This window comes from Dyella thailandensis, assembly GCF_050749815.1.
Classification (GTDB): Bacteria; Pseudomonadota; Gammaproteobacteria; order Xanthomonadales; family Rhodanobacteraceae; genus Dyella_A.
Map to the genome: position 1 here is coordinate 3,216,074 of NZ_CP192735.1, position 11,821 is coordinate 3,227,894.

The following is an 11,821-nucleotide window of genomic DNA, read 5'->3' on the forward strand; positions in this document are numbered from 1 at the left end:
GAGAGAACGGCGGCGGCCGCCGTGCTTCTGGCTCTCTCTCACTCCTCACTCCTCTTCCCTCGCTCCTAGAATGTGCGCATGAGCATCCGCACCTACCAGGGCCACACGCCCGCGCTTGGCCAGCGCGTCTACGTCGATTCCGCCGCCACCGTGATCGGTCGCGTCGAGCTGGGCGACGACGTCTCGATCTGGCCCGGCGCGGTGCTGCGCGGCGACGTGCACTTCATCCGCGTCGGCGCGCGCAGCAACGTGCAGGACGGCGCCGTGGTGCACGTCACCCACGACGGCCCGTATTCGCCCGGCGGCTTTCCCACGGTGATCGGCGAGGGTGTCACCATCGGCCACGGCGCGGTGATCCACGCCTGCACCATCGAGGACTACTGCCTGATCGGCATGCACGCCACCGTGCTCGACGGCGCGGTGGTGAAGAAGTACGGCTTCGTCGGCGCCGGCAGCCTGGTGCCGCCGGGCAAGGTGGTCGGCGAGCGGGAGCTGTGGCTGGGCAATCCCGCCAAGTGCGTGCGCCTGCTCAGCGACAAGCAGGTCGAGCAGATGCACTACTCCGCCGAGCACTACGTGCGGATCAAGGACGGCTACCTGGCCGAGGCGGGATGACGCCTCGGCGCGTGCTGTTCCTGTGCAGCCGGTGCCGGCTGCGCAGCCCCACCGCGGCGGCGGTGTTCGCCGACTGGCCCGGACTGGAGGTCGACTCGGCCGGCCTTGCCGACGATGCCGAGCCGCCACTCGGTCCCGCCCAGCTGGACTGGGCCGATCTGGTGGTGGTGATGGAGGCCCGCCATGCGCGCCGATTGCGGCAGCGCTTCGGTGCGCGGCTCAATGGCAAGCGCGTGGTGAGCGTGGACATTCCCGACCGCTACGCGTTCATGCAGCCCGAGCTGGTGGCGCTGCTGGAGCGGCGCGTCGGTCCGCTGCTGCGCTGACGGGCTGCTCAGCGGGCCGCCGCAGCTTCCTCGGCGGCTTCGGCCTTCGCCCGAATCGCCGCGGCGCGCGCCTCGTCCTCGCGCACCACGATCATGCGCTGCGCGTCGAGCTTGCCGGCCAGCAGGGACAGCGTGAAGTTGCTGCTGTCCGCCTCGCGCAGCAGGCGCAGCTCGCGCTCGGCTTCGTCGAGCTGGCGCGCGTTGATCGCCTGCTCCACCGCGGCCATCGCGTCGGGCATCTGCTCGCCCAGGTGCTGGCGCGCCGCCGCATTGGCCGGGTCGAGTTCCAGCACGCTGAGATAGAACTCGTACGCATTGGCACCGGCCGGTGCCACCAGCCGGTGCTCGGCCAGCGCCTGGTCGGCGAGGTTGAGCAGGATGCCGACGCCGTCCTGATCGCCATCCGCAGACGCCCCCGGCGCGGCGGCGTCGTGCCGACCGCAGCCGGCGAGACCGACCAGCAGGCACAACGTGGCGATCGACCAGCGGAGCGGACGGCGCAGGGCCGGATCGGGCAGACGCATGGGGCGACTCGGTGAACTCGGGGAGGGGCCGCGCATGGTGACCGGCGCGCGTGTCAGGCCTGTGACGCCGGGCGCGGTTCGGTTACAGGCGGAAGTCCAGCCGCTGGCGCAGGCTCACCGCCACCGGCTTGCCATTGCGCGTGGCCGGCGCAAACACCCAGCGCTGCACGGCCGTGGTGGCCGCCAGGTCGAACACGCTGCCCGGCTTGGACTGCAGCACCTTGACCGCATCCACGTGCCCGTCCGGCTGCACGGTGAACTCCACTTCCACCCAGCCCTCGCGTCCACTGCGCCGGGCCGCCTGCGGGTAGTACGGCTCCACCCGACGCTGCAGCACCGGTGCGGTGGTCGACACATTCGGCACGGGTGCGGATGTCGCCGCGGGCACCGTGATCGGGGCCGGCGGGGTCACCATGGCAGTCTGCGTCACGGGCGGAGCCTCGGCCGGCGTTTCCGGCGGTGACGGCGCGGTGGCGGCCACCGTTTCGCGGCTTGCCGGCGAGCGTGTCGACGCCGATGCGGGCGCGGCCGCTGTGGCCGCGGCGGCGAGCGCGCGCTGGCGCTGCTCGGCCAGCTGGGCGCGCAGCAGGGTGAGCGTGTAGTTCGCCGGATCGGCCCGCGCGAGCAGATCAAGCTGGCGCTGCGCCTCATCGAGCTGACCGTCGCGGATGGTGGCGCCGACCTGCTCGGCGGCGAAGGGAAACAGCTCGCGCAGTGCGTCGGTGGCGATCGGGTTCGCCGGCTGTTGCGCCAGCGCCGCGAGGTAGCGCTCGAACGCGCTCTGTCCGGCCGGCGCCACCAGCTTCTGCGCGGCGACCGCGGCGCGCGCCTCGTTCAGCAGTTGCTCGACGGAGCGCGGCGCGGTGGGCGGCGCGGTGGGACGGACGATCGATCCCGCGGCCGCCGGTTCGGAGGTGAGATCGTCGGCATGTGTGCGCTGCCACCAGACCCAGGTGAGCGCGCCGCTGCAGGCAAGCAGGAGCAAGGTGATGGCGAGCGCAACGCGGGCATCGCCGCGCTGACGCGCACGCGGAAACAGGCAAGGCTGGCAGGGCATGGGCAGGGCATCGAAAGCACCGGCGACCTGCCGGCGGCGCGCCAGCCTAATCAGCCGATGTTGCGCTCGCGTGGCGATGCGCTCGGCTGGGCGGTGTGGGTCTCCAGCGCGGCGAGCCAGGCCAGTGCGTGCGCGCGATCATTGCCGCACATCGCCGGCTCCGGGCGCAGCCGCGCGCACACCGCCGGCCGTTCCGGCTGACCGAACAGGCGACAGCGGTTGGCCTCGTCCAGCTGCACGCAACGCACGCCGGCCGGCTTGCCGTGCGGCATGCCGGGAATCGGCGAGCTGATCGAAGGCGCAATGCAGCAGGCGCCGCAGCCGGCGCGGCAATCCATGGCGGCTCAGCCGCGCAGCATGGCGTAGACCGGATCGGTGTCCGGCCTCTGGCCGTGCCACAGCTCGAACGCGTCGGCGGCGGTTTCCACCAGCATGCCCAGACCGTCGAACGCGAACAGCGCGCCGGCGCTGCGGGCCCAGGCGAGAAAGCCGATCGCCGCGGCGCCGTAGCTGAGGTCGTAGCAGAGTGCGCGACTGCCGACGATGGCGCCGGGCAGGTCGAGCGCGGCGCCGAGCACGCCGGCCGAGGTGGCGTTGAGGATCAGGTTGTAGCTGCCGATGTCGGCCAGGTCGCTCCAGTAACGCGTATGCACACGCTCGGGCTCACCGATGGCGTCGGCCAGCGCGTCGGCCGGGCCGGGGCTGCGATTGACGATGGTCAGGCTCTGCACGCCCGCGTCCAGCAGCGACCACGCCACGCCGCGCGCGGCGCCCCCGGCTCCCAGCAGCAGCGCGTCGTGGCCGCGCAGGTCGACGCGGTGGCGCTCGGTGAGGTCACGCACCAGGCCGGCGCCGTCGGTGTTGTGCGCGGCGAGGCGACCGTCGTCCAGCCGCGTGAGCACGTTGGCGGTACCGGCGCGGTGCGCCGCCTCGCTGGCGGTGTCGGCCAGCGCCAGCGCCGCGGCCTTGTGCGGCAGCGTGACGTTGGCGCCGTGGCCGGCGTCGGCGAAGAAGGCGCGCACCGCCTCGGGAAAATCCGCTGGCGCCGCATCGATGGTTCGGTAGTCCACCGCCAGACCGAACTGCTCGCCGAACGCGCGATGGATGCGCGGCGACTGCGAATGGCCGATTGGATGGCCAAACACGGCGTAGCGGCGGTCGGTCATGGCGCGGGTCCTGCGAATGGATGGCCGCTCATTCTAGCCGCGCCGCGCCGCCGCGCCGCGCGCCATCAGGGCTGCTCGAAGTCCGGCTGGCCGAGGTCTTCGCGCCGCTGCGGCACCTTGCGCACCTCGTTCACCGGGAAGCCCTCGGCCTTGGCCACGTCGAGCAGACGCTGGTATTCGGCCGCCGGCAGCTGGCGCTCGCGCGCCATGATCCACATCAGCTTGCGCGAGGGCAGGCCGATCAGCACCGAGCGGTAGTCCGGCGCGAGATCGACGATCACGTAGTCCGAGCGCAGCGGCCACACCAGCTGCACCTTCCAGTGCGCGGTGTCGGCCGGATCGGGCAGCCAGGCCTTGCCGTTCCAGGTTTTCTCCGGCGCGTCGAAACCTTTGCGGTAGTGGTAGGTGACGGCGATGGTGCCGTCGGGCTTGAGGCGGTACTCGTCGGCGGTGGCCACGTCGCCCTTCTCGGCGAAGTACGGCACGTGGCCGATCACGTACCAGGTGCCCATGTAACGGGCCAGATCGACGTTTTTCGCCTGGCGCAGCGGCGGCTGACTGGCGCAGCCAGTGAGCATGACCGCGGCGAACAGCGTCAGCAGGGCGGTGTGGCGGGATTTCATGGCGGGTCCTCGGAACGCTCGACAAGGGAATGAGGACAGATACGCACCGGCGGCCGGAAACGATGCAGCGCGCCCGCCCCGGCCGCTGGTGCCATCCATCGCAGCCGCTGAGACGCCGGCCGCGGAAGCTCGGCGCCTTCATCCCAGCCACTGCCGGAGATCGCCATGGCCCGCCGTTCCTCACTGTCGTTCCCGCTCGCCGACGCCTCGCCTTTCACCCAGTGGGTGGCCGCCATCGGTTTGTGCTGGCTGGGCGTGGGGCTGTTCGCGCTGGCGCTGACGCCGGTGCCCGCGCATACGCCGGAATCCGGCTGGTCGCCCGCGTTCTGGCTGGTGCTGGCGCCGGCATGCGCCCTGCTCGGCCTGCGCCTGTGCGGGGACTGACGAGATTCCGCGCCATCGCGTGATGCTTCCGCGCGGTGCCCTCGGCACGCGTCGCAAGACCGCACCTGTGCTAAAAGACGGACTGTTCCTGATCGTCTTTCAGTGCCTCGCCCTTCGCGGCCGCAGGCCTTTGCACGGGGCCGCATGGCAGACCCTGACAACCTCTGGTTGCCCGCGCTGCTGAGCGCGCTCGCCACCTTGCATGCCTACCTGGCACTGGACGTGCTCGGCCGCGTCACGCGCGCTCGCGGCGCCGTGCCGGTGCTGTGGCTGGGCTTCGGCGCGGCGGTGCTGGCGGTCGGTGTGTGGGCGACCTGGCAGCTGGGCGGCGCCATCCCGGCCGGGCTGGGTGACCTGCGTGGCGCGGCCGCGTTCGGCACCGCATGGCTGGCGGCAGCGGCGGCGCTGTGGTTGATGGAGCGCCTGCGCACGCCGTCCCCCGTCTTGGCCGGCATCACGCTGGGCAGCGGCCTGGCGCTGGCGAACCGACTGGCGTTGGACGGCGCCGCTGCGGGGCCTGACCTCGCCGGCATGCTGCCCTGCGCGATCGCAGGCGCGGTGCTGGCCCTGGCGCTGCGAGGCCCAGCGCCGAGCCGGGCGCGGGCCGGACTGGCCGCGGCGGTGCTCGGCGCGACCGTGGTGGCCGTGCCGTGGATGGGCCGGGCCTTTGCCGGTGGCAATGCGGCCGTGGGTCGGCCCGATGCTGCCGGCGCTCCGGCGGCCGCGGCCGTGGTGATCTGCGCCCTGGTGCTCTTGTTGGCCGCCGTGGTGCTGCGCGCGCAGCGCGAGCTGGCGCGCCAGGCCGCGCAGATCCGCGGCGAGCTGGAGGCGGCGCGCCAGGCGCTGGTGCACCAGGCGTTCCACGACGTGCTCACCGCGCTGCCCAACCGCGCCAAGGTGCTGGCGCAGCTGCAGGAGCTGCTGCCGCAGGCGCGCCGCGAGGGGTTCGAGGTGGCGGTGATGTTCATCGACCTGGACGGGTTCAAGTCGATCAACGACACGCTCGGCCACGAGGCGGGCGACGCGTTCCTGCGCTGCGTGGCCGATGCGCTACGCGCCAGCGTGCGTCCGCGCGACACCGTGGCCCGCTTCGGCGGCGACGAGTTCGTGGTGGTGCTGGAGCGCTATCGCAGCCGCGGCAACCTGAGCCTGATCTGCGACAAGATCCTCGCCCAGGTCAGCGCGCCGGTAGTGGTGGCCGGGCAGAAGGTGACGGCCACGCCGAGCATCGGCGTGGCGATGTTCCCCGGCGACGGCGAGGATCCCGCCGAACTGCTGCGCCACGCCGACATCGCCATGTACGCGGCCAAACAGCGCGGCAAGGCCGGCTTCTGTTTCTACGAGCCACGGATGATCCAGCAGGCCAGCGAGCGGCTGGCGCTGTCCACCGAATTGCGCGAAGGCCTGGCGCGCGCCGAGATCCGCGTCTGCTACCAGCCCAAGGTCGATTTGCGCACCCGCGAGCTGGTGGGGCTGGAGGCGCTGGCGCGCTGGGCGCATCCCACCCGCGGGGCGCTGCCGCCGTCGGTGTTCATTCCGCTGGCCGAGGACTGCGGCCTGATCGCACGGCTCGGCGAGACGGTGGTGCGCGAGGTGGCCGGACAGATTGCCCAGTGGCGTATGCAGGGGCTGCCGTTGGTGCCGGTGGCGATCAACCTGTCGATGCAGGAAGTGCAGGGCGCGCAGTTCGTGCCGGCGCTGCTGCGCACGCTGGCCGAGGCCGGGATCGGCCACGACGCGATCGAGTTCGAGATCACCGAAACGGCGGCGATGACCGACGTGCACACCACGCTGCGTCACCTGCGCGAGCTGGACACGCTGGGCTTTCGCATCGCCATCGACGATTTCGGCACCGGCTTCTCCAGCCTCAGCCACCTGCGCCAGCTGCCGGCGCGGGCGATCAAGATCGACCAGTCGTTCGTGCACGGCGCGCGCCATTCGCACCACGACCGCGAGATCGCCGAGGCGATCATCGCGCTGGCGCGCAAGCTGCGCCTGCACACCATTGCCGAGGGCGTGGAGACCGAGGAGGAAGCGCGCTGGCTGCGGCAGGCCGGCTGCAGCACCGGTCAGGGTTTCCTGTTCGGCCGTCCGCTGGAGCCCCGCCAGGTGGCCCGGCTGCTGGTCGAGCAGCCCGCGGTACGCACGCTCGACGCCTGAGGGCTCAGCGGCCGATGCCGAGCCGCTTGTGCTCCATGCGGCGCAGGAATTCCTGCATCACGCGCAGGTACAGGTCTTCGCCCAGATAGACGTCTTCCACGCCGGCATCGATCGACGGGTTGTCGTTCACCTCGATCACCACCGGCTTGCCGCCCACCTGCTTGAGGTCCACGCCGTACAGGCCATCACCCACCGCGTTGGTGGCCTTCAGCGCGAGCTTGACCACCTCGCTCGGCGCGTCGCGCACCGGAATCGTTTCGAAGCCGCCGGACTTGGCCGTGCCCTTGGCGCCGTGGTTGTAGATCTGCCAGTGGCCGCGCGACATGTAGTACTTGCACGCGTACAACGGCTCGCGGTTGAGCACGCCGATGCGCCAGTCGAACTCGGTGTAGAGAAACTCCTGCGCCAGCAGCAGGGCGCTGTGCTGGAACAGCTCGCCAGCGGCCTTCTCCAGCGCCGCGGCGTCCTCCACCTTCACCACGCCGCGCGAGAACGAGCCGTCCGGGATCTTCAGCACGATCGGGAAGCCGAGCTTCTCGCCGACCTCCTTCAGGCCCTTGGTGTTCTCGCGGTAGAGGATCTCGGTGTGCGGCACGGCGAGCTTGCGCGAGACCATCAGGTCGTTGAGGAAGATCTTGTTGGTGCAGCGCAGGATCGAGGCGGGGTCGTCGATCACCACCATGCCTTCCTTCTCCGCGCGGTGGGCGAAGCGGTAGGTGTGGTTGTCGCTGGCGGTGGTCTCGCGGATGAACAGACCGTCGTACTCGGCCAGCCGCTGGTAATCGTTCTTGCCGATCGGGTCGACCTCGATGCCGAGCTCCTTGCCGGCCTCGACGAAGGACTTCAGCGCCTTCTTGTTCGACGGCGGCATCGCCTCGTTCGGATCGACCAGCATGGCGATGTCGTAGCGGTAGCGCTTGCGCGCGCGCGGCTTGCGCCAGAGCTTCTTGGAGAAGCGGTCCAGCTCGGTGGCGAACGCGTCTTCCTGGGCATCGTCCAGCGTGTGCAGGCCGACCGGCTTGATCGAGGCGACCTGCCACACGCGCTCGCGCTCGAACTCGATGCGCAGCAGCGGGCAGGGAAACATCTCGAACACCTGGCGCGAGAGATCCTGCAGCGCGGGGTAAGCGGTCTCGCCGAAGTACACCAGGATGCCGAAGTCGGTGGTGTCGCGACCGCCGGCCGGCAGGAAGTGGGTGAGCTTGCTGTTGAGGTCGTCGATGTCCAGACCGTACAGCGAGCGCCGGCGCAGGTCGTTGATGGTACGCACCGAGGGCATCACGCGGTGCCCGCGCGCCTCGGCCAGCAGCGACACGTAGTAGCCGGTGCCCAGATACTTGTAGCTGCGGCACAGGTTGATGACGTGGGTGCGCTCGTCGTCGGTGCCGATCGGCTCGCGCAGGTAGTCCATCGCGCTCATCACGTCGACGGACGGATAGTAGGAGCCCCAGTCGGAGGCCTTTTCGACAACGATGACCAGACGGGTCATGACACCTTCGATACGCGCAGTGGGGAGTGCGTCGTCGCAGGAACCCACGGAGGTGGCGCGGCGCAAGGCGCGCAGTGTCGCATAGCCGTTGCGGCGCACAAGCGGCCGCACTGAAGGGCAAGTAAACCGCACCGGCAGGCGCCATCGGGAGGGATGCGGCGGGACCGGCGCTGCACTACAGTGCCGCGCTCGTCACGCCCGCCGGACGCCCGGCGCCGCATGCTCCGCCCGCCCTTTTTGCCGCTGGAACCGACCACCCTGAACGCCGCCCACTCCGCCGCATCCGCCACGGCCACGCCCGCCACCGCGCCGGTGCGCGTGCGCCGCGCCGAACTGTCCGATCTGGACGACCTGGTCGCCCTGGAAGACGCCACCTTCGACAGCGACCGGATGAGCCGCGCGCAGTACCGCCGTCACCTCGACAGCGACAGCGCCAGCGTGCTGGTGGCCAGCGCCAACCATCGGCGCTTTCTCGGCACGGCGGTGGTGTTCTATCGCAAGGGCAGCGGCGTGGCACGGCTGTATTCGCTGGCGAGCCGGCCGGAAGCGCGCGGCAAGGGCGTGGGTTCGGCGCTGCTTGCCGCGGTGGAGCGGGCGGCGCGCCAACGCCGTTGCCGCGAGCTGCGGCTGGAGGTGCGCATCGACAACGCCAGCGCGATCCGCCTGTACGAGCGGCTCGGCTACCAGCGGCTCGGCCGCCTCACCGGTTTTTACGAAGATGGCGCGGACGCGTGGCGCTACGGCAAGCGTCTGGACTGAGCGATCGCCGGGAAAGCCCCGGCACGGGTCTAGCGCAACGCCTGGTCGAGCCGCTGCGCGGTCGTCTCGTCCGGGCGCGCCACCAGCGCACCGCCGCGCATCAGGCTCACCGTGTAATGCCCCTGATCGACCAGCGGCAGGAACGCGCCGCTGCCATACACCGTGTCGACCATGGGTAGCCACGCCGGATAGTGCTGGCGCAACGCCAGCAGGTCCCAGGCGCCGGCCTGGCGGAAGTCGATCACGGTGCGCGGGGCGTCGGCCTCCTGCTGCGGATCGTCATAACGGCCGTCCAGACGATCGAGCCGATACAGCGGCGACACCCCGGCCAGCAGCGTGGGCAGCTTCCACTTCAGCACGATCGCCTCGAGGCGGAACGCGTCGCCTGCCAGACCTACCTGGCGCGTGCTGCCGTCCGGCCAGGTGAGCGTGAGCACCCAGCGCTGCGGCGAGAGGATGCGCGCATCGATCGCCACCACCGGCTCCTCGCTGGCCAGCCGACGATAGCCACGCAGGCTCAGGCCCAGCCCCGCCGACAGCAAGGCCAGCGCCAGCCACGCAAGCGCCAGCAGCGCCGACAGCGATCCACGCACGCGCCGCCGCGCGAGCCAGTGCTGCCGACTGCCGAGGGCGGCGAGCAGCGCGACCAGCGCGAGGGCACCCGCAACCAGCAGGATCACGGTGGTGGGCAGGGCAAGCAGGTGCTCCCAGTTCACGGGGCTCTCCGGGCAGGTGGCCGCAGGGCGAGCGGCGGGGACGACAGGATGCGTAAGGTTAGCCGATGCCCCGCGCGAGCCCGCAGTTTCCCGATACACCGCGGATCCGGAACAGCCCTCGCTACGACCGCCGCGCACTCCGCGTGCCCGGGCGGCGCGGAGAAGCCGGCGGCTATACTCGGCGCCTGTCGACGAGGAACCCACCATGCGCCGCCTGCTTGCCGTGATGCTGATCGTTTCCCTTGCCAGTGCCGCACTCGCCGGCTGCGGCAACAAGGGCCCGCTGGTGCTGCCGGCCCGGCCGCAGGCGCCGGCCGCCGCCGCGTCCGCACCGGCACCCGCAGCGACGGTGGGTGCCGACGCCACGCCGGCCCAGCTTTGAGCGGACGGTCTCGGCGGTGACCCAGCGTTTCAGCAAGATGCACGGCATCGGCAACGACTTCGTCGTCATCGATGCGCGCACGGTGCCGCTGGCGCTGGATGCGACGACGATCCGCGCGATGGCCGATCGGCGCACCGGCATCGGCTTTGATCAGCTGCTCTCGATCGAGCCGCCGCGCGACCCGTCGTGTGCGTTCTATTACGGCATCTGGAACGCCGACGGCTCGCCTTCGGGCCAGTGCGGCAACGGCGCGCGCTGCGTGGCGGCGTGGCTGCACCGGGCCGGCGCGCTGACCGCTGGCGAGACCGTGCGGCTGGAAAGCCCCTCGGGGCCGGTCGCGGTGCGCGTGGAGTCGGGCGGCGAGGTGACCGTGGATATGGGCGAACCGGTGTTCGCGCCTGCACGCGTGCCGTTCGTGGCCGATGCCGAGGCCGACCATTACGCCATCGACGTGGACGGTCAATCGCTGCGAATGGGCGCGGTGTCGATGGGCAATCCGCACGCCGTCTTGGTGGTGCCCTCGATCGAGGCACCCGAGCTGGCCACGCTGGGGCCGGCACTCACCCGCCACGAGCGCTTTCCGCACGGCGCCAATGCGGGCTTCGTCGAACCGCAGGCACGCGACCACCTGCGCCTGCGCGTGCACGAACGTGGCGCCGGCTGGACGCTGGCCTGCGGCACCGGCGCCTGCGCCGCGATGGCGGTGCTGCGCCGGCGCGGCGAGGTGGACGAGCGCGTGCGCGTGGACCTGCCCGGCGGCACGCTGGAGATCCGCTGGCCAGGCGCCGGGCATACGCTGTGGATGCGCGGGCCGGCGGCGTTCGTGTTCGAGGGCGAGTGGCTGGCCTGAGCCGGCGTTGATGTACGCACGCGCAGGCCGCACACTCGGCCGGTGCCGCCGTCCCGGCGGCTCGACGTGTTGAAGGATCCGCCCGCATGACCGACACCGCGACCGAGCAGACGCTGCAGCCCGAACAGGTGGCTGCCTACCTGCGCCGGCATCCCGGCTTCCTGGCCGACTACCCTGAGCTCGCCGCGCAGCTGACGATGCCGCGCGAACAGGGCGCCGCCGCGTCGCTGGCGGTGTATCAGCTGCAGAGCCTGCGCGACAAGAACGCCGATCTGGAAACGCGGCTGGCCGAGCTGATCGCCATCGCCGCGGAGAACGAGCGGCTGATGAAGCGCGTACACGAACTGACCGTGGCGCTGCTGCGCGCCAACACGCCGGAGGTCACCGCGCGCAGCGTGATCGCCAAGCTCAGCGCCGACTTCCACACCGAACAGGTGCGGCTGGTGTTGTTCGGGCCGGCCACGCTGCCGCCCGCCGACTGGCTGCTACAGGTGCCCGAGGGACGCGCCGGCCTGCCCGAGTTCACCGACTTCCTTGCCCACCACGAGCCGATCGCCGGCCGGCTGTCGAGCGAACGGCTGCAGCGGCTGTTCGGCCCGCGCGCGGCCGACGTGCGCTCGGCGGCGGTGATGCCGCTGGGCGAGCTCGGCCTGCTGGCGATCGGTTCCAGCGATGCGGACCATTTCCAGCCCGGCATGGGCACGCTGTTCCTGAAGATGATTGCCGCCACGATCACCGCCGCGCTGATGCGCGCGCGCGACCTCGGCTGA

15 protein-coding genes are annotated in these 11,821 nt (G+C 71.3%); 8 read left to right on the forward strand and 7 right to left on the reverse strand.

Translation table 11 applies throughout. The features are described 5' to 3' along the window. The first annotated feature begins 78 nt into the window (after positions 1 to 78). Positions 79 to 615, forward strand: coding sequence for a gamma carbonic anhydrase family protein (locus tag ACQVBX_RS14760; RefSeq protein WP_431635033.1), 537 nt, complete (start codon positions 79 to 81; stop codon positions 613 to 615). Beyond that, complete coding sequence (locus ACQVBX_RS14765; protein WP_431635034.1) at positions 612 to 941, forward strand: low molecular weight protein tyrosine phosphatase family protein; 330 nt, start codon at positions 612 to 614, stop codon at positions 939 to 941. The genes ACQVBX_RS14760 and ACQVBX_RS14765 overlap by 4 nt, the downstream gene beginning before the upstream one ends. Before the next feature lie 8 nt (positions 942 to 949). Here the strand turns inward: ACQVBX_RS14765 and ACQVBX_RS14770 are convergent, their stop codons facing one another. The 5 genes from ACQVBX_RS14770 to ACQVBX_RS14790 form a co-directional block, all read right to left on the reverse strand. Beyond that, a complete protein-coding gene (locus ACQVBX_RS14770; RefSeq protein ID WP_431635035.1) occupies positions 950 to 1,465 on the reverse strand; it encodes a hypothetical protein in 516 nt (171 codons plus the stop codon). Positions 1,466 to 1,547: 82 nt separating this feature from the next. Further along, on the reverse strand, positions 1,548 to 2,522 hold the full coding sequence (locus tag ACQVBX_RS14775) for an energy transducer TonB (RefSeq protein WP_431635038.1): 975 nt from the start codon (positions 2,520 to 2,522) through the stop codon (positions 1,548 to 1,550). Between the two features lie 50 nt (positions 2,523 to 2,572). Then, positions 2,573 to 2,860 (reverse strand): YkgJ family cysteine cluster protein, encoded by a 288-nt coding sequence (locus tag ACQVBX_RS14780; protein WP_431635039.1) that lies wholly within the window; start codon positions 2,858 to 2,860, stop codon positions 2,573 to 2,575. Between the two features lie 6 nt (positions 2,861 to 2,866). Continuing rightward, on the reverse strand, positions 2,867 to 3,688 hold the full coding sequence (aroE, locus tag ACQVBX_RS14785; protein ID WP_431635041.1) for a shikimate dehydrogenase: 822 nt from the start codon (positions 3,686 to 3,688) through the stop codon (positions 2,867 to 2,869). Between the two features lie 65 nt (positions 3,689 to 3,753). Further along, the gene (locus tag ACQVBX_RS14790; RefSeq protein ID WP_431635042.1) at positions 3,754 to 4,311 is read right to left on the reverse strand and encodes a lipocalin family protein; all 558 of its coding nucleotides are present in this window, start codon (positions 4,309 to 4,311) and stop codon (positions 3,754 to 3,756) included. 165 nt (positions 4,312 to 4,476) lie between these two features. Here ACQVBX_RS14790 and ACQVBX_RS14795 point away from each other — a divergent pair, with 165 nt between their 5' ends. Next, positions 4,477 to 4,695, forward strand: a complete 219-nt coding sequence (locus ACQVBX_RS14795) for a hypothetical protein (RefSeq protein WP_431635043.1) — start codon at positions 4,477 to 4,479, stop codon at positions 4,693 to 4,695. A gap of 144 nt (positions 4,696 to 4,839) precedes the next feature. Then, positions 4,840 to 6,855 (forward strand): putative bifunctional diguanylate cyclase/phosphodiesterase, encoded by a 2,016-nt coding sequence (locus ACQVBX_RS14800; RefSeq protein WP_431635044.1) that lies wholly within the window; start codon positions 4,840 to 4,842, stop codon positions 6,853 to 6,855. Positions 6,856 to 6,859: 4 nt separating this feature from the next. Here the strand turns inward: ACQVBX_RS14800 and ACQVBX_RS14805 are convergent, their stop codons facing one another. Beyond that, positions 6,860 to 8,344: a RimK family protein gene (locus tag ACQVBX_RS14805; RefSeq protein WP_431635045.1), complete on the reverse strand. Its 1,485-nt coding sequence runs from the start codon at positions 8,342 to 8,344 to the stop codon at positions 6,860 to 6,862. Positions 8,345 to 8,563: 219 nt separating this feature from the next. Between ACQVBX_RS14805 and ACQVBX_RS14810 the strand changes: the two genes are divergently transcribed. After that, positions 8,564 to 9,103 (forward strand): GNAT family N-acetyltransferase, encoded by a 540-nt coding sequence (locus tag ACQVBX_RS14810; protein WP_431635047.1) that lies wholly within the window; start codon positions 8,564 to 8,566, stop codon positions 9,101 to 9,103. Between the two features lie 29 nt (positions 9,104 to 9,132). Here ACQVBX_RS14810 and ACQVBX_RS14815 read toward each other — a convergent pair whose 3' ends face one another. Then, positions 9,133 to 9,819: a hypothetical protein gene (locus tag ACQVBX_RS14815; RefSeq protein ID WP_431635048.1), complete on the reverse strand. Its 687-nt coding sequence runs from the start codon at positions 9,817 to 9,819 to the stop codon at positions 9,133 to 9,135. Between the two features lie 205 nt (positions 9,820 to 10,024). Between ACQVBX_RS14815 and lptM the strand changes: the two genes are divergently transcribed. The 3 genes from lptM to ACQVBX_RS14830 all read left to right on the forward strand — a co-directional run bounded on the left by lptM (position 10,025) and on the right by ACQVBX_RS14830 (position 11,821). After that, complete coding sequence (gene lptM / locus ACQVBX_RS14820; RefSeq protein ID WP_431635049.1) at positions 10,025 to 10,201, forward strand: LPS translocon maturation chaperone LptM; 177 nt, start codon at positions 10,025 to 10,027, stop codon at positions 10,199 to 10,201. Positions 10,202 to 10,217: 16 nt separating this feature from the next. Further along, positions 10,218 to 11,051 (forward strand): diaminopimelate epimerase, encoded by an 834-nt coding sequence (gene dapF, locus ACQVBX_RS14825; RefSeq protein ID WP_431635051.1) that lies wholly within the window; start codon positions 10,218 to 10,220, stop codon positions 11,049 to 11,051. Positions 11,052 to 11,137: 86 nt separating this feature from the next. Beyond that, the gene (locus tag ACQVBX_RS14830; RefSeq protein ID WP_431635052.1) at positions 11,138 to 11,821 is read left to right on the forward strand and encodes a DUF484 family protein; all 684 of its coding nucleotides are present in this window, start codon (positions 11,138 to 11,140) and stop codon (positions 11,819 to 11,821) included.